We start from the raw sequence: 21303 nt of genomic DNA, 5'->3' as shown, positions 1-21303 counted from the left end.
TACTCAAATATAAATATTATACCAATCAAGGCATAAAAATGATGCAAATCTGCATTAATTATTTACTCACCATTTAATTTAGTCTTCAAATTCTTCTTTAAGAATTCTGATAACATCATTAATTGTTTCTTCTTCTAAATCTGTTCTTTTAACTAAATCAGCAACCTCTTGTTCTAAAATACTTTTTGCGGTATCTAATCCAGCTTTACTGAATTCATCAATAATCCACCCTTCTATTTCATCTTTGAACTCTCTTAATTCTACATCTTCCTCTGCGCCTTCTCTAAACACATCAATTTCATAACCGGTTAACTGTCCAGCCAAACGGATATTATGTCCGCCTCTACCAATAGCTTTACTTACCTCTTCTGGTTTTAAAATAACCTCGGCACGTTTTGTTTCTTCATTTAATTTAATTGAAGTTACTCTTGCAGGGCTTAAGGCTCTTGTAATGAATAATTGTAAATTATTTGTATAATTTATAACATCAATGTTTTCATTTCCTAATTCGCGAACAATACCGTGAATTCTAGAACCTTTCATACCAACACATGCCCCTACTGGGTCAATTCTGTCATCATAAGAATCTACAGCTACTTTTGCTTTTTCTCCAGGTATCCTTACAACATGTTTAATTGTAATTAAGCCATCAAAAACTTCTGGTATTTCTTGTTCAAATAATTTCTCTAAAAACTTTGGAGAGCTTCTAGACATTATTATTGTTGGCTTGGCGCCTTTAAGTTCTACACTATCAATTACACCTCTTACATTATCACCTTTTCTAAAGAAATCTGAAGGAATTTGTCTGTCTTTTGGCAATACAATTTCATTACCTTCATCATCTAACAAAATAACCGCTCTGTGGCGAATATGGTGTACTTCTGCAGTGTAAATCTCCCCTACTAAATCTTTAAATTGCTTGTAAATTATGGTATTATCGTGCTCATGAATTTTAGAAATCAGGTTTTGACGCAATGCCAAAATAGCACGCCTTCCTAAATCTATTAGTTTCACTTCTTCAGATACATCTTCACCTACTTCAAAATCCGGCTCAATTTTTCGAGCTTCTGATAATGAAATTTCTTGGTTTGGCTCTTCAACTTCGCCATCATCAACAACAATTCTATTTCTCCATATTTCTAAATCACCTTTATCTGGATTTACAATGATATCAAAATTATCATCATCACCGTATTTCTTTTTTAAGGCGCTTCTAAATACGTCTTCTAAAATTGCCATTAACGTAACTCTGTCAATTAACTTATCGTCTTTGAATTCTGAAAAAGATTCAATTAACGCGATATTTTCCATAACTCTTCTTAATTAAAATTTAATCATAACTTTTGCTTCTATAATATCATCGAAAGCAATACTCGCTTCCTTTTTTACAGTTACTTTGCCCTTCCCTACTGGTTTTGGCTCTCTAACTTTCCATGCTAATGTAATAGTATCATCGGTTGCTTTAGTAAGTGTACCTTCAATTTTACCTGAAGCTGTTTTTACTTTAAGCGTTCTTTCTAAATTCTTTTTATACTGCCTTTTGTTTACTAATGGCTCTGTTGCACCACACGACATCACTTCTAAAGAAAAATCCTGTTCTTCCCTATCCAAATTATGTTCAATGGCTCTACTTATAAACATGCAGTCTTCAACTAAAACGCCATTATCTCCATCAATAATGATTTTAATATGGTTATCACTCCCAACTGAAAATTCGATAAGAAATAAATCTGGTCGTTCAATTAACGCAGTTTCAAGTAAGTCTGTTACAGTTTTTTTAAACATTTTTAGTATAAAAAGAGGGGACTTTCCGTCCCCTCATATCTTTAATTTCGCCTTTCAACAGTGCAAATATATAATATTTTATTGATTTTTAAAGTAATTTTTCATAAATTTAGATACAACTCACCTATCTAACTATGAAAAAAATACTTGTACCCACTGATTTTTCTCCTCAAGCTGAAAATGCCCTTAAAGTAGCTGCTCAACTAGCTAAAAGGCATAATTGCGAAATTTACTTATTACACATACTTGAAATCCCATTACACGAAGTAGATGCTCTAAGTTCTTACAATAATTTACCTGAGGCTGTGTTTTTTATGAAACTAGCTCATAAAAGGTTTGAAGAACTAAAAGATAAAGATTATTTACAAGACTTGGTTGTACATGAAACCGTTGATTTTCATGAGATTTTTAAAGGCATTTTCCATGTTTGCAAAAAACATGATATCGATTTAATCATTATGGGCTCTAACGGTGTTAGTGGTTTTAAAGAAATGCTGATTGGTAGTAATACCGAAAAAGTAGTACGCACCTCTGAAATCCCTGTGCTTGTTATTAAAAAAGAACATGATGCTTTTGATGTTAATGATTTTGTTTTTGCATCAGATTTTAAAAATGAAAGCAAAGAAAACTATGATAAAGCTATTCAGTTCGCAAATGTATTGAATGCTAAATTGCATTTGCTCATGGTAAATACACCAAATAAATTCACAACCTCGGCTGATTCAAAACAGCGTATGCAAGATTTTGTTGATTCTTCAAAATTTTCAAATTACACGACCAATATTTATAATGATTTAAGCATTGAAAAGGGCATTATGAATTTTTCGCAATCCATCAAGGCTGATTTAATTGGAATGAGTACCCATGGCAGACAAGGTATTTCTCATTTTTTTAATGGTAGTATTAGTGAGGATTTGGTAAATCATGCTAAAAGGCCCGTGATTACTTTTAAGATTTAGAATGATATCGTGCCAAGTCGAAGGAGTGCAAAGGATTGAGGATAAAAAAATATTTCACAGAGATTCACTGAGGGGAAATAAAAATGATCTATACCCTTTTGCAATTAGAATTTCAAAAAAATAGTCGTTCCAACTATCATTACATTGGTCATTATATAGAATTAGAATATTGGAATGAGAAAAATATTCGTGTTAGAAAATCACATCCAAATGCAGCGAATCTTAATAATCTGTTGGTGAAAAAATTATCTAAAGCGAATAAGATGCTTATATCCCCTAAATAACTGTAAAAGAGATATTTTATTAATAAATGATTACACCGAACACAAGAATTTAAAAGTTGTTATATGTGCTTATGAAAAAGAAATTGAAGATAAAGAATACAACAAATTAAAAGAAAAAATAGTTGGGCGCATATTGAATTATACAGCTAATTATGATGAAATATTTGATAACCTGAGTTCGACTTAAGAAAAGAGGCTTATTAGCATAGAAAAAGCAGAATATTTAGTATATTAAAGTGTTGAATTCCAATATTTTAAAAAACATTCTGCTTATGATTTCTAAAGATAAAATTACACAAATATTTTGTTCTATTGATGATTTTTGTCTTGTTTTTGAACCTGCTTTAGTAAAACGACAACTTTCTACAGGAAAAAAGACAAGAAACCGTAAATTCAAGATGTCCACCAGTGAAATATTGACCATTACTGTTTTATTCCATCTAAGCGGCATAAGGACCTTTAAACATTTCTATATTCACTATGTCCAAGGCCAGCTCAAACAAGAGTTTCCAAATACAGTTTCATACAATCGTTTTGTTGAATTGATGCAGTCTAATTTACTGCCATTAACTTTATATATGAAGACCTGTTGTTTGGGGCAATGTACCGGCATATCTTTTATAGATTCAACACCAATACGTGCGTGCAATAAAAAACGAATAAAGCAAAATAAAGTGTTTAAGAATATTGCTACTATTGGTAAATCCACTATGGGTTGGTTTTATGGCTTTAATATAAACGATAAAGGAGAACTACTTGATTTTATTATCACTCAGGCAAATGTAGACGATAGAACGCCTTTAAAACAAAACAACATTTTGAAGAAAATATTCGGTAGTTTATATGCCGATAAAGGCTATATATCCAAGCAGCTCTCAGCCTTGTTATTCGACCAAGGGTTACATCTAGTTGCTGGTATTAGAAATAATATGAAAAACGTAATGATGACTATGAGGGACAAAATATTGCTCAGAAAACGCTCCGTTATAGAAACCATAAATGACCAGTTAAAAAACATAGCCCAAGCTGAACATTCTAGACATAGGAGTTTTGGTAATTTTATCACCAATTTAGTAGCGAGTCTTATCGCTTATTCCTTTCAGGAAAAGAAACCTAGTATTAAATTTGAAACAGAAAACACAGCTCAATTAGCACTTTTTTGCTAAATCCTTACGTCGAACTCAGGTTGATAGCTATATTAGCACACACTCGAATAAAGAATTTTGTGATTTTTGTTTTGACCCCTATAGCGACGTTTTTGGTTTTCCAATTTCTGCATTTGAAAAATCAGATTTTGAAAAATACATTTCCGAATCATTTAAAGTAAAGGAAGGGTTTTTTAAAAATGCTGTTCAGGCAAAAAGGCTTACTGATACAGATTTAGCACTAACAATTTTCAATAAATAAAGATTTGTTGAGTAAATTCAAAACTACAGCTTAAAGGCATTAAAGCTAACTGATAATACAATAATCATACAAATTAGGCTATTCAAAAATAAAAAACCCTTGAAAATCAATCGATTAACAAGGGCTTTAGTACTGAAGACGGGACTTGAACCCGTACGTCCTAATGGACATTGGATTTTAAGTCCAACGTGTCTACCAATTCCACCACTTCAGCATTGGTATATTTTAAAGAAAGTTTCAGAGCGAAAGACGGGATTTGAACCCGCGACCCCCACCTTGGCAAGGTGATGCTCTACCCCTGAGCTACTTTCGCAGTCTTTATAATGAACGTGCAATATCTCTATTGCGGATGCAAATTTAAAATATTTCTACTAAAACCAAAGCCTTTTAGTGAAATAAATAAAAATAATTTTAAGCTTGCTTTTTCTTGACTAACATGCGCTTAATTTCATTCAATTTCATAAGTGCTTCTACAGGCGTAAGTGTATCAATATCAATGTGTAATATTTCATCTTTAATATTTTCCAACAAAGGGTCATCAAGATTAAAAAAACTCAATTGCATATCGTCATTCAAGGTTTTTACCTTATCAGTAAGCTCTTCACTAGAATGTGATTGCTCTAATTTCTTCAAAATTTTATTCGCACGGTGTAAAACTTGTTGTGGCATGCCCGCCATTTTTGCTACGTGAATCCCAAAACTATGTGCGCTTCCACCTTCAACCAGTTTTCTTAAGAATAAGACATTATCTTTTAATTCTTTTACAGACACATTAAAATTTTTAATACGTCCAAAAGTTTCACTCATCTCATTTAACTCATGATAGTGGGTTGCAAACAGTGTTTTAGGTTTTGCAGGATGCTCGTGTAAATATTCACTAATTGCCCAAGCAATGGAAATACCATCATAGGTACTCGTACCTCTTCCTATTTCATCTAATAACACTAAACTCCTGTCAGAAATATTATTCAAAATAGAAGCTGTTTCGTTCATTTCTACCATAAAGGTCGATTCTCCCATTGAAATATTATCGCTCGCGCCCACCCTCGTAAAAATCTTATCCACCAAACCTATTCTAGCAGATTTAGCTGGCACAAAACTCCCTATTTGAGCCAACAATACTATTAATGCTGTTTGACGCAATATGGCCGATTTACCAGACATATTAGGTCCCGTAATCATAATAATTTGTTGACCTATTCTATCCAAAAAAACATCGTTAGCAATATAAGCTTCTCCAATAGGTAATTGCTTTTCTATAACAGGATGACGCCCATCTTTAATCTCCAAATCAAATGAATCATCAAGTGTTGGATAGATATAGTTGTTATCCTTTGCCAATTGTGCAAACCCGCACAAACAATCTAGTTGCCCAATTAAATAGGCGTTTTGCTGTACTGGTTTTATATATTGATTTAACCAACCAATCAATTCACCAAACAACTGTTGTTCTATAGCTTGAATTCTATCTTCTGCGCCTAATATTTTGGCTTCGTATTCTTTAAGTTCTTCAGTAATGTAACGCTCTGCATTCACCAAAGTTTGCTTACGAATCCATTCTTCTGGAACCTTATCTTTATGTGTGTTTCTGACTTCTATATAATACCCAAATACGTTATTCGATGCTATTTTAAGCGATGTGATTCCTGTGCGTTCACTTTCGCGCTCTAACATGTTATCCAGATAATCTTTACCAGATTTAGACAAACCTCTCAATTCATCCAATTCCGAAGAAAAACCAGCAGCAATACTATTTCCTTTCAATACATTTACGGGTGCTTCTTCGTTTAAAGTCTCTTTTACTTTTTCACGAAGTACATTGCAACTTTGAAGTTTATCGCCAATAATTTTAAGGGATTCATTATCGCAATTCGATGCCAAAGACTTTATAGGTACAATAGCTTCTAAAGAATTTTTAAGCTGAATGACCTCACGCGGATTCACTTTTCCTGTGGCAATCTTGGAAATTAAGCGTTCTAAATCCCCAATATGTTTAATGTGGTTTTGAATTTTTTGAAGCACTGTGTTTTCTTTAGTCAAAAAACTAACCACCTCATGACGCTGCTTGATTTTATCAACATTTTTTAAAGGTAATGCCAACCAACGTTTCAATAACCTTCCACCCATGGGCGAAATGGTCTTATCAATCACATTTAGAAGCGTGACCGCATTATTATTGGTAGAATTATAAAGTTCTAAATTTCTGATGGTGAATTTATCCATCCAAACATAATCATCTTCAGCAATTCTAGAAATGGATGTAATATGCTGTAATTTATGATGTTGTGTTTCGCCTAAATAATGCAAAATAGACCCCGAAGCAATAATCCCTTCATATAAATCTTCAATACCAAAACCTTTTAATGTTTTAGTGTCGAAATGTTTGATTAAAGTTTCGTAAGCATAGTCGGTTTGATACACCCAATCTTCTAAATAAAAGGTATGGAAATCTTCTCCAAAAGTCTCATTAAATAACGAACGCTTTTGTTTTGATACTAGAACTTCACTCGGACTAAAATTTTGAAGCAACTTATCAATATACTCTGCATTGCCTTGTGAGGTTAAAAACTCTCCTGTTGAAATATCTAAAAACGAAATTCCAATATTTTTTTTTTCAAAATATACCGAACATAAAAAGTTGTTCGATTTTGACATTAAAACCTCATCATTTAAAGCAACCCCTGGAGTTACCAATTCGGTTACGCCTCGCTTTACGATGGTTTTGGTTTGTTTAGGATCCTCTAGTTGGTCGCAAATGGCAACACGCTCACCTGCTTTCACCAACTTTGGCAAATAGGTGTTTATGGAATGGTGTGGGAATCCTGCCAACTCAATTTCACTCTCACTACCAGCACCACGTTTAGTCAATATAATACCTAAAATCCCCGCTGCCTTAACAGCATCGCTACCAAAAGTTTCGTAAAAATCGCCCACGCGAAATAACAATAATGCATCAGGGTATTTCACCTTAATGGCATTGTATTGTTTCATTAAAGGCGTTACTTTTTTTGCTTTTTTCATTTAGTCCTTTTTCATTCCCATGAAGATGGGAATCTCAATGTGAAAGTGAATTTTAAATCTTATTTTTGACAAAATTGTAGCACGCAATGTACCATTAATTTCATGTTTTTTGAAGTTGATTTTTTAGAAGTTATCTACAATTAGAACGAGATTTCAACAAAAATTGAATCTTAAAGCATTAATTTATTCGTCATTGCGAGGGAAGAATGACTGAAGTAATCTTTTGAAAAATAGAATTAAGAATAAACAGATTGCCACGTCGTGCCTCCTCGCAATGACGTAAAACAATAAGATTCCCTCTTTCGAGGGAATAAAAAATAATTATTTTCAATGCGTAAACTTAAAAATAGCGAATTAAACAGATTAAGCGTTGATGCTTTTAGAGAAGCTAAAAAAACACCAATCATTATAATTCTTGATAATATTAGGAGCTTAAATAATATAGGTTCCGTATTTAGAACAAGTGATGCTTTTTTAGTTGAAAAAATTTACCTCTGTGGCATCACGGCAACGCCTCCGCACAAAGACATTCATAAAACGGCTTTGGGAAGCACAGACACTTTAGATTGGGAATACGTTGAAAGCACCATGGATTTAGTTGAAAAACTGAAAGCTGAAAACGTAAAAATTTGCGCCATTGAGCAAGCTGAAAACGCTACGATGCTAAATGACTTTGTTGTTGAGCACAATAACAAATACGCCTTAGTTTTTGGCAACGAAGTAAAAGGTGTTGCACAAGATGTAGTTAGTAAAAGTGATGTGGTTATTGAAATCCCTCAATTTGGCACAAAACATTCTCTAAATATATCTGTTAGTTGTGGAGTCGTGATTTGGGATTTGTTTACCAAGCTTTCACTTTACAAGAACCAAGATAATTAGATGTAAATCTTCATGTTTAAATCTTTGTCAAGTTTAAATCAAGTACTGGAAATTTTGCGATTCATGGCTATTAAATACTTTGTCAAAACAACAAAAACTTACATATTTTTTCATTCTAAACTAATCAAATGAAACCAAATCAAGTTATTCTGCTGATTCTTATGTCCACCTTTTTTATACATGGACAGCCTAAATTTGTAAAATCGAGAAATTATATAAACCTCACAGACTGGACTTTTTCAAAAGGTAATAGTTATAATGCCCAATCTAAAGACTTTGAATCCACAGACTGGGAAAACATAACCGTACCCCACACTTATTCGATGGATGCAATAAATGAAAATGGATACTATAGAGGTGTAGCGTGGTACAGAAGTGAAGTTATTGTTCCTGAATCAATGACCGACAAAAAAATATTCATTCGATTTGAAGCTGTTGGACACAGCTCGGAAGTCTATATAAATGGCAAAAGATTAGGAAATCATTCTGGAGGATATTCTGCCTTTTGTTATAGCATCGAAGACTTTGTAGACATTGGCAAGACCAACATTATTGCTGTAAAAGTTACAAACGAACCAGATTACAAAACCATTCCTATTACAGACAAACTATTTAATATATATGGTGGAATTTATAGACCCGTTCAAATTTTTGCAACCCCCAAAAACCGTATAAACCCAGAATTTTATGCGTCGCCAGGGGTATTCATAGAATCGACGGTAGTAAACGAAGAACAGACCGATCTTGAAGTACGGATTCATGTAAATGTCATGAATGCCTCCCAACTAAAATGCATTATAAAAGACGCTAATGGTGAGGTTCAAGCTGAAAAGCTTTTGGATATTGAGCCTTCTGAAGACTCCCAGATAATAAAAGTTCCTTTCCAAATAAAGAATGCCATTTTTTGGCATGGAAAGAAAAACCCATATTTGTATACCGCAGATATACAAGTGATACACGGCAATGAAATTGACCTTGTTTCACAGAGATTTGGCATAAAAACAACACGCGTAGATCCAGAAAAAGGATTCTTTCTAAATAATGAGCCTTACAATTTACATGGGGTGGCGATGCATCAGGAATGGAAACAATATGGTCCTGCTTTAAATGAAGAGGCTCATCTTAAAGACATGTCTCTTATTGAAGAAATTGGAGCCACAACAGTGCGTTTATCGCACTATCAACATTCTGAAACGACCTATAACCTAGCAGACGAAAAGGGCATTCTTGCTTGGAGCGAAATACCTTTTGTTCACGATTATAGTGGACGAGAATCTGGCAACGCCAAACAACAACTTAAAGAACTAATTTACCAGAATTATAACCATCCATGTATTTACGTATGGGGCCTATGGAATGAAGTTAGGGCTTATGAGAGTCCCGATGAACCCTGTGTTCAACTTACAAAAGAACTAAACGAGTTAGCACATAAATTAGATAATTCTCGTCCAACCGTTTCAGCAAGCGATCGTGGAATAAAATCGAACATGAATGGGATTACCGACTTACAGGCTTGGAATAAATATTTCGGTTGGTATTACGGCGTCTATAAAGATCTTGGTAAATGGCTTGATGAATCTCATAAAGCCTATCCTGATATTCCTTTAGGAATAAGTGAGTATGGCGCTGGTGGGAATATATACCAACAAGATCTTTCAAAATTAGACAAACCCTTTGGCTTGCACTTTCCTGAACAAGACCAAACGTATTGCCATGAGGTCTCATGGAAAGTTATAAAAGACAGACCTTTTGTATGGAGTTCCTATGTATGGAATCTTTTCGACTTCTCTGTTGGCGACTGGAATAGAGGTGGTATTCCGTTTACTAACCATAAAGGCCTTGTAACTTTCGATAGATCCACCAAAAAAGATGCATTCTACTTCTATAAAGCTAACTGGTCTGAAGAGCCTGTGTTATACATCGCAGAGCGAAGAAATAACAATCGTAACGCCGGTGTTGTAAACGTTAAGATTTATACCAACCAAAAAAATGTCACCCTTTATGTAAATGACAAAAAAGTAGGAAAAAAGAAATTGGAGTCTGATATTAACATCATATCTTTTGAAAATGTTACGCTTAAAAAAGGAAAAAACACCATAAAAGTTAGTTCTAACAAATCGCTACACGACCAAATAGAATGGACCTTAAACTAAAAACTACTAAACTAAATTAAATATGAGATCGATTTTATTATTACTTACCATACTATGCGTTTATTCGTGTAACACTAAAGTTGAAAACAACCATACATACAACTCCGATACTCTAAAAATAAAGCAAGAGGGCTTTCCTTTATTTATAAAAAACCTAGATCCCAATAGAAAACTAAGTAGTGCGATGCAACGTAGTTTTAAGCATTATCAAGCTCCGCGACTTTTAGATAACGAATTATATTCTAACTTTAGATATACAGAGCTAGAAGGGTTCGACTATAACAACGGAGATGGCACAATTACACGTAGAGACCCCTCTAAAGTTATATTTGAAAATGGTAAATATTATGTCTGGTACACGTATCGTAATACACCTACTAAACCCTTGGGTTACGAGAACTGTAATGATACTATTCCCTCGGCAGACTGGGATTTAAGTGACATTTGGTACGCTACAAGTAAAGATGGTTTTACATGGGAAGAACAAGGTGTTGCTGTTCCTCGTCCCCCAAAACCTAGTCCAGGTTGGAGATCGGTTTCTACAACTGATGTTTTAAAATGGAAAGGCAAATATTACTTATACTATCAAGCTTTTAGTGCACCTAGTGGCAAACCTACAAATGCTGGGAGCAGCGATGTTTGTCCCGTAGCAATGTCTTATGCAGATTCTCCAGATGGCCCTTGGACACCAATGAACAAGGTAGTAATTGACTTTGGAAAAGAAAATGAATGGGATCACAGGGTTATTCATGATCCCTACCCCCTGATTCATGACGGTAAAATTTATGTTTATTATAAATCTGGTCTGGGAGAGCGCGATGCCAATAGAAAACATTGGGATTGTTGGGGCTTAGCCATAGCTGAAACTCCTGAAGGGCCATATGTCAAGCATCCTTTAAACCCTGTAATGAATTCTGGTCACGAAACTATATTGTTCCCCTTTAAGAAGGGTGTAGCTGCCATTGTAACCACCGATGGCATTGAACACTATACGATACAGTATGCAGAGGATTGGGTCAATTTTGAAATTGCAGCAGTCAGCAAGTTACTACCTGTTGCAGCAGGTCCATTTTCACCTGATGCCTTTTTAGATTCCAACAATGCGGATGGTATCACATGGGGGTTATCACACTTTATAAATGCAGGTAACGATTGGAATAAAATGCACACTAAATTGGCACGTTTCGATTGCGATTTAAGTCAAAAAACAAATGATCGAAGTATGAAAAAATCTAATCTACTGTATCCAAACGATTTATATTTTGAGTACGGCTTAAATGAAGAGCAACGCCAAAGAATCAATAAGGAGAATGATGAAATTTTAAATGGAAAATAACCATTAAGACCATTTTGAGAAATAAAAAGCCATGGCCTATAAAGGATGTAATGCACCAGATTTATGAGATGAAACTTTGGGGCGGCAACCAATTTGATTTTTATTCTGGATATGGCTCGCATGACCCAAAAATTATAGACTCATATTTAAAGGTTTTAGTTGCATTTTTAAAATCTCATGATAAATCTTTAGTAGTTTGTGATTTAGGTTGTGGCGATTTTAATATTGGAAAACACCTAACTAAATACGCCAAAAAATATGTTGCCATAGATATTGTTAAAAACCTTATTGAAAGAAACAAAAAAATATACAAAGCAAACAATTTAGAATTTGATTGTTTGGATATTATAGAAGATGAACTTCCCTCTGGGCATTGCATCATATTAAGACAGGTATTACAGCATTTATCTAATAAAGACATTGAAAAAATCTCAAAAAAATTAGCCCTTTACAAATACATCATTCTAACGGAACACTTACCATTAGGCGACTTTTCACCAAATAAAGATATTATTTCAGGGCAAGGGATTAGACTAAAACAAAATAGTGGTGTTGATGTATTAGTACCACCTTTTAATTTAAAAATCAAAGATCAAAAGCAACTTAACGAGTATGTTATGGAAAATAATAGAGGACGCATTGTTACAACTTTATTTAAAACTTTTTAAGACGTGATTTTTGCCATTCTTACAAAGGCAAGAATCCAATTTAAAAGTCCAAACTCCAAAATAAAAGAACCTGTTAATACAAATCTAAATCATTCAAATCATATTTTCTAATCCCAATATTCTTCTACAACCTTTTCTATCTGCGGAAATTGAGAATCATCTTCTTTTACTTCGACTCTGAGTTTTTTCAATCTTACTTTTAAATCAGCAATAACAGTAGCATATTTTTCGTCACCATATTTATTATCCATTTCGTTTGGATCGTTTTTTAAATCATAAAATTCCCATGCTGGAGGTGTATCAAAATACGACATGGATTCTGGGTTATGTGCCCATTCCTGTGCCTCTACATTTCTTTGGGCATTATAATCGCGACCATAAAAGAATATCAACTTATAATCTTTTGTGCGAATACCAAAATGGGCTGGGTTGTTATGATTGTGTGCCATATGCATCCAATAGCGGTAATAGGTTTCCTTTTTCCAACCTTCTGGTTCTACTCCCGTTTCTATGATATTCTTAAAACTACTTCCTTGCATATAATCTGGTGTTTTACCGCCCGCCATTTCTATAAGGGTTGGCGCAAAATCTGTATTGTTAATCATAGCATCTACAACACTTCCCTTCTTAATTTTTTCTGGGTATCTCACTAAAAACGGCATGCGCATAGACTCTTCATACATCCATCGTTTATCAATATAATCATGTTCTCCAAGCATAAAACCCTGGTCACCCGTGTAAACAATAATGGTATTATCCATAAGACCTTCTTGTTCTAAATAGTCAAACAAGCGCTTAACATTATCATCAACTCCTTTTACACATCTTAAATATCTTTTTAAGTATTCTTGATATGCTAATCTTTTATATTCAGGATCTGGAATATTAGGGTCAATATCCATATGCATCCCCATATTCCTTATAACATTTCTATGTCCTACTGAAGACCCTATGGTATCCATTAATGAATTATTAACACCGCGAGTGCCAATAGACCCATTGTTTTTATTGTCCCATAAACTAGCAGGCTCTGGAATATCTACATCAGCTAAGTAATTTTCATATCGAGGCGCAAATTCAAAAAAATCATGGGGTGCTTTAAAATGATGCATCAAGAAAAATGGCTTTGTTTTATCACGTTTATTTTTAAGCCAATCGAGAGAAATATCTGTGATGACATCCGAAGAATGTCCTTTATATTTAGTTGCATTCACCACTCTAACTAAATCTTCTTCAAATTGTATTTCCATTTTTTCACTACCTTCTTTTGCATATAAAGTCGGATTAAAATAATCCCCTTGCCCTGGCAACACATTGTAATAATCAAAAGATTCAGGCGCATGCTTTAAATGCCATTTACCAATCATGGCAGTTTCATAACCTAACTTACCTATTTCAATGGGTAGATACTGGTGTTCAGGAGTTAAACTCCCACTTAAATCTACAACGCCATTTACTTGTCCATACTGTCCCGTCATAATACTCGCTCTTGATGGTGTACAAATAGAATTGGTACAAAATACATTTCCCAACAAAACGCCTTCGTTGGCAATACGGTCTATTGTAGGTGTAGGGTTTAAGCTAGCCAACCTACTACCATACGCCCCTATACCCTGTGTGGTATGATCATCAGACATGATATAAATGATATTAGGCTGTTGAAATTCACTTTGCTTTGATTCTTTTTGCTTACAAGAATATAGCATTACCAAAGCAATAATAAAAAAAGGGGTAAGTTGGATTTTCATGTTTTAAGTATAGTTGTTCAGATGCTAAATATAATAAAGAATTTTCTTTATTTAGTGAAACACTATGGAAATCCCTGATGCTGATCAGATAGGTAATGTGCGACCAGTTTTAAGGTTGTTTAATTTATTACGAACTTTGACTAAAAAAAGCAGATTATACTTTCATAAGAATGACAGAGGTTTTTTGAAAATTTTTATGTGCGGTTTTTCTTTATTATAAATCAGGAAAACAATAAATAAGCTTTACTGCTCCCAATTTTACTTTCTTTTTTTCTGCTTTTGCAAGGTTTAACTAAATAAATCAACCTTAAATTAAGTAATCATCATGAAAAAAGTTGGGATTATTGTCGGCTAAGCTTCACTGGGAACTACAATTGAGAATAAGGCAAAGGTTTAAGAAAGACTCGGGTTATATCGTTCATCGAATTTGCGTATTCCTTTAACTTTATTATTCTTTGCCACTCAGGATGTGGTCCAAATTTAGACCAAGCCTCAGCGTGAGCATCCTTATCTTTAAATGCTAACAAGTAAGTTAAACACGGCATTTGGCTACCTGCAATATTAGAACCAAAAAACACAATAGGAAGTCCAACATCGTTAAAAATTCCAAACTCACTATCATTAAACATTTTTATCTTTCTGTAGAGTGCATCCTCATTATGACTTTCATAAATACGAAGCTCAAAAACATTGGCTTTATTTTTAGGTTTAACCAAATTTGGAAAGCCTTTGGCAGATTTAATTAAATTTGTTGATATTCTGTTATAAGGCATCTTTACTTCACCTCCTTTTAAATATGCCGATGCATCGTTTACATAAATTTTGTCATTAAGTAACAAATCTTTTGAATCCTGAAATGACTGTATATCTTTGTACGCAATAAGCAAATACACTTTCTTAGGTAAACTTTCACTAGCCTCTTCAAAAGCCCCTACATTAGTTATTCCTTGTCTATTCAGCGCAGGAATTAATGCATCCTCGAAATAAGTATGTAAAACATTTGCTGGTCTAAAAAACTCAAATTCATAGGTTCTTAGCTCGTATACTTCTTCTTGAGCTGGAGTAAAATTAAAAAAGAGAAAAAAGATGATTGTAACTAAAGTATATCGTTTCATGACTAAAAAAACATGGTTGAACCTACAAGATAAGTTTAATTTGCTCTTATAAAATATTTATTACCAAATTCCCAGTTGGATTAACTACCAATTATTTTTTCCAAAACCCACAAATAATCCGGTCTATTTTCCACGAAATCTCTATCGGAAACATCGATGATTTTCACATTAAAATCTTTTTGGGTTTTTAAAAACTCCAAATACCCAGCATTAATTTTTTCCAGATACTCATCAGCGATATTCTGCTCATAATCACGTCCGCGTTTTTTTATGTTTTCTTGAAGCTGGATGGTGTTTTGATATAAATAGACGTACAATTCTGGTTTTCTCAAATCTTTGTACATCAAATAAAACAACTTACGATATAGATTAAATTCATCTTCATTCAATGTGATTTTTGAAAATATAAGCGATTTAAACACATCATAATCACTCACAATAAAATCTTTAAACAAATCGAGTTGCGATAAATCGTCCGATATTTGCTGGTATCTATCCGCCAAAAAACTCATTTCCAAGGTAAAGGCATACCTATTGGCATCTTCGTAAAACTTGGGCAAAAATGGGTTATCGGCAAATCGTTCTAAAATGAGTTTCGCATTAAAATCCTGCGATATTTTAGTGGCCAAACTTGTTTTTCCTGCCCCAATATTCCCTTCTATAGCCATGTAATTAAACTTAGAAAAATCATATTTCCTACTTGGGTTTTTCAACCAAATCATAATGGGTTCTAAAACTGATTTATCTTCACATTCATTTAATAAAACGGCAACTTCTTTATTTAGCTTTGGGTGTTTTACTTTTGCGGCAATATCATGTAAAGGTTGTAAAACAAATTTCCTGTTTTCCATTTCTGGATGTGGCACTTGTAGCGTCTTTGTGTTTATTATTTCGCCTTCCACAAAAACAATATCTAAATCTATAGTTCTGGCTTCATATCCAGCACCTTCTTTCCGCTCTCGTCCTAATGCCGTTTCAATAGTCAACAAATGGTCTAACACCTTTTGAGGTTCTAAATAGCTCTGTAAAACCAAACAGCAATTAAGAAAATCATCACTTTCAAAACCAAATGCTGGCGATTTGTAGACTTTTGATATTAATTTAATATTTCCAATACGCTCATGAATAGCTTCAATAGCATCTTGAAGGTTTTTGAATTTATCGCCTTTGTTACTACCTAAAGCAATATGATATGTTTTTGGTTTAATCATGAGAAAGCAAAATAATAAAAAGTAAATGGTTTCCTGTATATTTACAGAGCCTATTTATTCACAATTATAAATGACACTAAAAGACAAACTCGCTGCCCAACGTATTTACATCCTTTTAGGTGCTCTATTTATAACCTCCTTAGTGGTTTCAAATCTTATATTTCAGAAATTTTTTTATTGGCACCCATTTGATATGGAAATTTTTGGAAGCAAGCTTTTTGAGATTTCAGTTGGAATATTACCTTATCCTATTACCTTTTTAATCACAGATTTAATAAGCGAAATTTATGGCAAAAAGCGCGCTAATGATGTCGTGGTGGTTGGAATTTTTGCATCATTATTTTCACTATTAATCATTTTTATGGCTACTAGCGTACCAGCAACTTCATGGTCTTATGTAGACGACATGACGTTTCAAACCGTATTCGGAAACTCTATGATTGCTGTTTTTGCAAGTATGCTGACGTACTTATTTGCCCAGTTTATTGATATCCAGATTTATCATTTTTGGAAACGATTAACTAAAGGCAAACACTTATGGCTTAGAAATAATTTCTCTACTTGGTTTTCGCAATTTGTAGATACTTTTACGATTGTATTTTTATTATGCTCCTTCGGAATTATTGATTGGGCCAATTTTAAAGGCTTGCTTGTTAGCGGTTTTTTGTTCAAAGTTATTGTAGCCGCTTGCGATACACCATTTCTATATTTAGGCGTATATCTATTTAGAAAACGATTCAATTTAAAATTAAATGAAGAGATTGATTTGCTTTAATATTTCCGAAAGAATTAACATTAATATAAAGTCAATTTCATCTTTTAGCATCATTTTTGCGTACATAGATACATCAGAGAAATCTATTTAATGAGATTCCCGCCCCTGCCTGCCGGTAGGCAGGTTCGCGGGAATGACAAATTATTGTTTATGAAAAAAGCATTTAAAATTATTAGTATCACCCTACTGATCATCATAGCACTTTTAATTGCAATCCCATTTGCATTTCAAGGGCAAATAAAGGATATGGTTAAACGGTTTATTAATCAAAACTTAAATGCACAAGTAGAATTTAGTGATGTAAGTCTAAGTTTTATAAGAAGTTTTCCGCAAGCACATGTTAATGTAACCGATTTAGTGATTACCAATTTTGAGCCTTTTAAAGACGAAACGTTTGCTTCGGTTAAAGACATTTCTTTCACCATGTCGGTCAAGGAATTATTTAAAACAGCAAGTGAAGCTCCAATCGTAGTAAACGCTATCAATATTGAAGAGGCCTTGTTAACCTTGAAAACCGATAAATTCGGAAATAATAATTACGATATTACTAAAGACGAAAATAATAACGCTTCCGCGGAAAAAGAAACCAGCAGTTTTTCTTTTGATATTGAAGACTACCAAATAAAAAACAGTGCTTTAACTTATATTGATAACCTTTCAAAAATGGTAATTTATGTTACCGAACTTAATCATGAAGGCCATGGTACATTTTCGGCTGAAGCTTCAGAATTAAACACAATAAGTGAAGCTAATGTAAGCTTCTTACTAGATAGCACCAGTTATTTAAGCAATAACCCCATAAAATTAGAGGCTTTAATTGGTTTAGATTTAAACAACAGCAAATACACCTTCAAAGAAAATAAAGGTTTTATTAATGACTTGCCTTTAGAATTTCACGGCTATATGCAACTAATTGAAAACGGACAAGACATTGATATTTCGTTTGAAAACCCAGAATCTGACTTTAAAAATTTCTTAGCAGTTATTCCAAAGGCATATTCAAAAAACATCGAAAATGTTCAAACTACAGGTGATTTTAAGGTGAAAGGCATCATAAAAGGACTAAATTCAGATGAAACTATTCCAAATTTAGATATCAGTATCACTTCAAATAATGCATCATTTAAGTATCCAGATTTACCAAAACGAGTTCAGAATATCGTTATAAATACAGAAATAAAAAACACAACTGGAAAAGTAGATGACACCTATATTGATATTAAAACGCTAAATTTCAAAATTGATGATGATGTGTTTAAATCGTCCGCAACTTTAAAAAACATCACAAAAAACATGTTGGTAAACGCTAATATTGATGGTGTTTTAAATTTAGCCAATATCACAAAAGCATATCCTGTAGAATTAGACAACACACTTACTGGTATTTTAAAAGCCAAGTTACATACGGCTTTTGACATGAACGCCATTGAAACCAATGCATACGCACGTATAAAAAATAATGGTTCAGCAAGTATTACCGATTTTGTGTTTTCATCGGAAGATATTGTAAATCCTATTCATATTTCTCAAGCGGACATGACGTTTAATCCAGGCACCGTTTCACTTAATAATTTTAAAGCAAAAACTGGAGAAAGCGATTTAAATGCCACTGGAACCATAAAAAATTTACTCGGTTTTTTATTAAGCGACAATACTTTAAAAGGAAACTTTAATGTGGTTTCAAACTTCTTTAAAGTGAGTGATTTTATGACTGAAGATGCCTCTTCAACAAAAAACAAAACGACCGGCAACTCGGAATCATTAAAAATTCCAGCTTTTATAGATTGCATCATAAATGCTGATGCTAAAACGGTAGTTTATGATAACTTAAATTTAAAAGAGGTAACTGGCAAACTCATTATAAAAGACCAGCAGGTTACGCTTCAAGACATGAAATCCAATATTTTCGATGGTGCTTTGGCGATTTCTGGTGATGTTTCAACTAAAGAAGACACCCCAATCTTTAATTTGAATTTAGGCGCAAATGGGTTTGATATTTCAAAATCGTTCAAAGACCTAGAATTGCTGCAGAATTTGGCACCCATCGCAAAATTACTACAAGGTAAATTAAACACAAACCTTAATCTTTCAGGGAAGTTAGACAAAGAATTCTCTCCTGATTTAAGCACCGTTTCTGGTGATGCTCTAGCGGAATTATTAACCACAAAAATAAATACAACCGAAGGTGAATTATTCAATAAACTTGAAGGCGCTTTAGGTTTTATAGATTTTGACAAATTGGATTTAAAAAACGTGAAAACCAAATTAGCATTTGCTGACGGAAAAGTAAGCGTAAAACCATTCGATTTAAAATACGAAGACATTTCCATTTCCGTTTCTGGCTCACATGGCTTTGATAAAACTTTGGCATATAGTGCTGTTTTTAATGTCCCAGCAAAATATTTGGGTAGTGAAGTTAATAGGCTCATTGGAAAAATAAATGATAATGACGTTAGCAATATTACCATTCCTGTTACCGCTAATATCGGAGGAAGCTACACAAGCCCAACAGTAAAAACAGATTTAACCAGTGGTGTTTCTAACTTAACAAAACAATTGATTGAAATTGAAAAACAAAAACTCCTGAATCAAGGCAAGGACAAAGTAAAAGATTTAATAGGCGATGTTATTGGCGGAAATAAAACCAAAACAGACTCTGTAAAACAAAAACAAAATGATGCGGTTCAAGATATTTTAAGAAGCATACTAAAAGGAAGCAAAAAAGCAGACTCTACAAAAACAAATACCAATGAAGATGCCGTTAAAAATATACTTGGTGGTTTGTTAGGAAATAAAAAGAAGAAACAAGATACTATTAATTAGGATTTAATAATAAAAAACCCGAATTTTGTCCCCCTTTTAGGAAGACCATAAAACACAAAATAAAATATATTTATGTTAAAGATTATAGTTAAAGATGGCGAAAACATCGAGAGAGCCTTAAAACGCTACAAAAGAAAGCACAGAAATATTAAAGTTATGCAAAACTTAAGAGACGGTCAGTTTTTTACAAAACCTTCTGTTAAAAGACGTCGCGAAGTTCAAAAAGCAGCATATATTCAAAATTTAAGAGACCAAGAAGATATATAATAGTCTCTTTGTTTTCTAACTTATATAAAAAAGCCCTTTACAAATTTTTGTAAATGGGCTTTTTTAGTTAATAAAAATATTTACAACCAATCCTTCATTAGCACGAATATTAAAAACGGTTTCATCTTCGAAAATAAGATACTGCCCTTTTATTCCAACCAATTTCCCAGAATATTGTTGTTCTTTTTTAATATTTAGACTTTTAGGTTTTTCTGGATACTTAATCACAGGAAACTCTAAATTAGTTTCGGTATTACTTTCAATGAAATAGGCCGCAGCTTCGTCAGGGATATATTGTTTTAAACGGTCTCTCCATTCAACTAAATTTTCATCTTCAATATCGTTTTTAAGCATTTTACGCCAATTAGTTTTATCTCCTACATAGTCTTTTAGAGCCAATTCGGTAATTCCTGCTAAATACCTATTTGGCACTTCAACAATTTCAATAGCTTCATGTGCGCCTTGGTCTATCCAACGGGTTGGCACTTGACTTTTCCTAGTCACGCCCACTTTTACATTACTAGAATTAGCCAAATACACAATATGTGGTTGCAGTTGCACTTTTTTTTCATACTCCAAATCACGGTCTTCTTTATCTAAATGCGCCGTACTCAATTCTGGCCGCATAATCCAATCTCCCGCTTTAGCCACATCATAAAAGCACTGTTTATCAAAACCTTGACGGAAAATAGGTTTATCCAAGCCACAATTTAAACATTGATATTTAACAAATTGAATCGTGATATTTTTGTTCAATAACTGATTCATATTCAGAAAATCATTTTTAAATATCAGATAATATTGAATAGGACTAAAAAACTCGGTCTCCATTTTTGTTAACACACCTTGGTAGGTCATAAAAAAAAGTATTA

Annotated in this window: 17 protein-coding genes and 2 tRNA genes; 10 read left to right on the top strand and 9 right to left on the bottom strand. The window is 33.4% G+C overall.

All coding sequences use genetic code 11. The annotated features are described in order from the left end of the window. Positions 1 to 78: 78 nt before the first annotated feature. Positions 79 to 1311: a transcription termination factor NusA gene (gene nusA / locus ABD935_RS04205; RefSeq protein ID WP_345190368.1), complete on the bottom strand. Its 1233-nt coding sequence runs from the start codon at positions 1309 to 1311 to the stop codon at positions 79 to 81. Between the two features lie 12 nt (positions 1312 to 1323). After that, complete coding sequence (gene rimP, locus ABD935_RS04200) at positions 1324 to 1785, bottom strand: ribosome assembly cofactor RimP (RefSeq protein WP_345190367.1); 462 nt, start codon at positions 1783 to 1785, stop codon at positions 1324 to 1326. A 134-nt stretch (positions 1786 to 1919) separates the two neighbouring features. Between rimP and ABD935_RS04195 the strand changes: the two genes are divergently transcribed. The 3 genes from ABD935_RS04195 to ABD935_RS04185 all read left to right on the top strand — a co-directional run bounded on the left by ABD935_RS04195 (position 1920) and on the right by ABD935_RS04185 (position 4194). Further along, positions 1920 to 2744, top strand: a complete 825-nt coding sequence (locus tag ABD935_RS04195; protein ID WP_345190365.1) for a universal stress protein — start codon at positions 1920 to 1922, stop codon at positions 2742 to 2744. An 83-nt stretch (positions 2745 to 2827) separates the two neighbouring features. After that, positions 2828 to 3028, top strand: coding sequence for an Arm DNA-binding domain-containing protein (locus ABD935_RS04190; RefSeq protein ID WP_345190364.1), 201 nt, complete (start codon positions 2828 to 2830; stop codon positions 3026 to 3028). A gap of 272 nt (positions 3029 to 3300) precedes the next feature. Next, positions 3301 to 4194 (top strand): IS982 family transposase, encoded by an 894-nt coding sequence (locus ABD935_RS04185; RefSeq protein ID WP_345190363.1) that lies wholly within the window; start codon positions 3301 to 3303, stop codon positions 4192 to 4194. Between the two features lie 371 nt (positions 4195 to 4565). On the opposite strand, the gene ABD935_RS04180 is transcribed toward ABD935_RS04185, so the two are convergent. From ABD935_RS04180 to mutS, 3 genes are all read right to left on the bottom strand, one after another. After that, positions 4566 to 4649, bottom strand: a tRNA-Leu gene (locus ABD935_RS04180). 27 nt (positions 4650 to 4676) lie between these two features. Further along, positions 4677 to 4748, bottom strand: a tRNA-Gly gene (locus ABD935_RS04175). Between the two features lie 98 nt (positions 4749 to 4846). Then, on the bottom strand, positions 4847 to 7456 hold the full coding sequence (gene mutS / locus ABD935_RS04170; protein ID WP_345190362.1) for a DNA mismatch repair protein MutS: 2610 nt from the start codon (positions 7454 to 7456) through the stop codon (positions 4847 to 4849). Positions 7457 to 7786: 330 nt separating this feature from the next. Between mutS and ABD935_RS04165 the strand changes: the two genes are divergently transcribed. The 4 genes from ABD935_RS04165 (at position 7787) to ABD935_RS04150 (ending at position 12492) form a co-directional block, all read left to right on the top strand. After that, on the top strand, positions 7787 to 8335 hold the full coding sequence (locus ABD935_RS04165) for an RNA methyltransferase (protein ID WP_345190361.1): 549 nt from the start codon (positions 7787 to 7789) through the stop codon (positions 8333 to 8335). 128 nt (positions 8336 to 8463) lie between these two features. Next, a complete protein-coding gene (locus ABD935_RS04160) occupies positions 8464 to 10488 on the top strand; it encodes a glycoside hydrolase family 2 TIM barrel-domain containing protein (protein WP_345190360.1) in 2025 nt (674 codons plus the stop codon). A gap of 22 nt (positions 10489 to 10510) precedes the next feature. Continuing rightward, positions 10511 to 11824 (top strand): glycoside hydrolase family 117 protein, encoded by a 1314-nt coding sequence (locus tag ABD935_RS04155; RefSeq protein ID WP_345190359.1) that lies wholly within the window; start codon positions 10511 to 10513, stop codon positions 11822 to 11824. Between the two features lie 50 nt (positions 11825 to 11874). After that, the gene (locus ABD935_RS04150; protein ID WP_345190517.1) at positions 11875 to 12492 is read left to right on the top strand and encodes a methyltransferase domain-containing protein; all 618 of its coding nucleotides are present in this window, start codon (positions 11875 to 11877) and stop codon (positions 12490 to 12492) included. A 107-nt stretch (positions 12493 to 12599) separates the two neighbouring features. Here the strand turns inward: ABD935_RS04150 and ABD935_RS04145 are convergent, their stop codons facing one another. The 3 genes from ABD935_RS04145 to folK all read right to left on the bottom strand — a co-directional run bounded on the left by ABD935_RS04145 (position 12600) and on the right by folK (position 16566). Then, on the bottom strand, positions 12600 to 14240 hold the full coding sequence (locus ABD935_RS04145; RefSeq protein ID WP_345190358.1) for a sulfatase family protein: 1641 nt from the start codon (positions 14238 to 14240) through the stop codon (positions 12600 to 12602). A 368-nt stretch (positions 14241 to 14608) separates the two neighbouring features. Next, complete coding sequence (locus tag ABD935_RS04140) at positions 14609 to 15355, bottom strand: NIPSNAP family protein (protein WP_345190357.1); 747 nt, start codon at positions 15353 to 15355, stop codon at positions 14609 to 14611. Positions 15356 to 15435: 80 nt separating this feature from the next. Beyond that, positions 15436 to 16566 carry a 2-amino-4-hydroxy-6-hydroxymethyldihydropteridine diphosphokinase gene (gene folK / locus ABD935_RS04135; protein WP_345190355.1) on the bottom strand — a complete coding sequence of 377 codons (1131 nt, stop codon included), beginning with the start codon at positions 16564 to 16566 and terminating at the stop codon, positions 15436 to 15438. 70 nt (positions 16567 to 16636) lie between these two features. On the opposite strand from folK, the gene ABD935_RS04130 reads away from it, so the two are divergent. The 3 genes from ABD935_RS04130 (at position 16637) to rpsU (ending at position 20431) form a co-directional block, all read left to right on the top strand. Beyond that, the gene (locus ABD935_RS04130) at positions 16637 to 17341 is read left to right on the top strand and encodes a queuosine precursor transporter (protein ID WP_345190354.1); all 705 of its coding nucleotides are present in this window, start codon (positions 16637 to 16639) and stop codon (positions 17339 to 17341) included. A 150-nt stretch (positions 17342 to 17491) separates the two neighbouring features. Further along, entirely contained in the window at positions 17492 to 20164 is a 2673-nt protein-coding gene (locus tag ABD935_RS04125; RefSeq protein WP_345190352.1) for an AsmA-like C-terminal region-containing protein, read from the top strand. 72 nt (positions 20165 to 20236) lie between these two features. Beyond that, positions 20237 to 20431, top strand: a complete 195-nt coding sequence (rpsU, locus tag ABD935_RS04120; protein WP_019387676.1) for a 30S ribosomal protein S21 — start codon at positions 20237 to 20239, stop codon at positions 20429 to 20431. Between the two features lie 63 nt (positions 20432 to 20494). Here rpsU and ABD935_RS04115 read toward each other — a convergent pair whose 3' ends face one another. Next, positions 20495 to 21289, bottom strand: a complete 795-nt coding sequence (locus ABD935_RS04115) for a DUF2797 domain-containing protein (protein WP_345190350.1) — start codon at positions 21287 to 21289, stop codon at positions 20495 to 20497. Positions 21290 to 21303: the final 14 nt, after the last annotated feature.

The sequence above is a fragment of the Algibacter agarivorans genome (assembly GCF_039543245.1).
Taxonomy (GTDB): domain Bacteria; phylum Bacteroidota; class Bacteroidia; order Flavobacteriales; family Flavobacteriaceae; genus Algibacter_G; species Algibacter_G agarivorans.
Note: the sequence above shows the minus strand (reverse complement) of the source record. Positions and strands in the feature narration are given on the sequence as shown.

What these genes read in the sequence shown, in the direction of transcription:
- ABD935_RS04145 (WP_345190358.1), bottom strand. Translation starts at nt 14,240, where the DNA reads ATGAAAATCCAACTTACCCCTTTTTTTATTATTGCTTTGGTAATGCTA.
- ABD935_RS04155 (WP_345190359.1), top strand. Translation starts at nt 10,511, where the DNA reads ATGAGATCGATTTTATTATTACTTACCATACTATGCGTTTATTCGTGT.
- rimP (WP_345190367.1), bottom strand. Translation starts at nt 1,785, where the DNA reads ATGTTTAAAAAAACTGTAACAGACTTACTTGAAACTGCGTTAATTGAA.
- ABD935_RS04140 (WP_345190357.1), bottom strand. Translation starts at nt 15,355, where the DNA reads ATGAAACGATATACTTTAGTTACAATCATCTTTTTTCTCTTTTTTAAT.
- ABD935_RS04125 (WP_345190352.1), top strand. Translation starts at nt 17,492, where the DNA reads ATGAAAAAAGCATTTAAAATTATTAGTATCACCCTACTGATCATCATA.
- ABD935_RS04150 (WP_345190517.1), top strand. Translation starts at nt 11,875, where the DNA reads ATGCACCAGATTTATGAGATGAAACTTTGGGGCGGCAACCAATTTGAT.
- ABD935_RS04195 (WP_345190365.1), top strand. Translation starts at nt 1,920, where the DNA reads ATGAAAAAAATACTTGTACCCACTGATTTTTCTCCTCAAGCTGAAAAT.
- ABD935_RS04190 (WP_345190364.1), top strand. Translation starts at nt 2,828, where the DNA reads ATGATCTATACCCTTTTGCAATTAGAATTTCAAAAAAATAGTCGTTCC.
- rpsU (WP_019387676.1), top strand. Translation starts at nt 20,237, where the DNA reads ATGTTAAAGATTATAGTTAAAGATGGCGAAAACATCGAGAGAGCCTTA.
- ABD935_RS04185 (WP_345190363.1), top strand. Translation starts at nt 3,301, where the DNA reads ATGATTTCTAAAGATAAAATTACACAAATATTTTGTTCTATTGATGAT.
- ABD935_RS04130 (WP_345190354.1), top strand. Translation starts at nt 16,637, where the DNA reads ATGACACTAAAAGACAAACTCGCTGCCCAACGTATTTACATCCTTTTA.
- ABD935_RS04115 (WP_345190350.1), bottom strand. Translation starts at nt 21,289, where the DNA reads ATGACCTACCAAGGTGTGTTAACAAAAATGGAGACCGAGTTTTTTAGT.
- ABD935_RS04160 (WP_345190360.1), top strand. Translation starts at nt 8,464, where the DNA reads ATGAAACCAAATCAAGTTATTCTGCTGATTCTTATGTCCACCTTTTTT.
- mutS (WP_345190362.1), bottom strand. Translation starts at nt 7,456, where the DNA reads ATGAAAAAAGCAAAAAAAGTAACGCCTTTAATGAAACAATACAATGCC.
- nusA (WP_345190368.1), bottom strand. Translation starts at nt 1,311, where the DNA reads ATGGAAAATATCGCGTTAATTGAATCTTTTTCAGAATTCAAAGACGAT.
- folK (WP_345190355.1), bottom strand. Translation starts at nt 16,566, where the DNA reads ATGATTAAACCAAAAACATATCATATTGCTTTAGGTAGTAACAAAGGC.
- ABD935_RS04165 (WP_345190361.1), top strand. Translation starts at nt 7,787, where the DNA reads ATGCGTAAACTTAAAAATAGCGAATTAAACAGATTAAGCGTTGATGCT.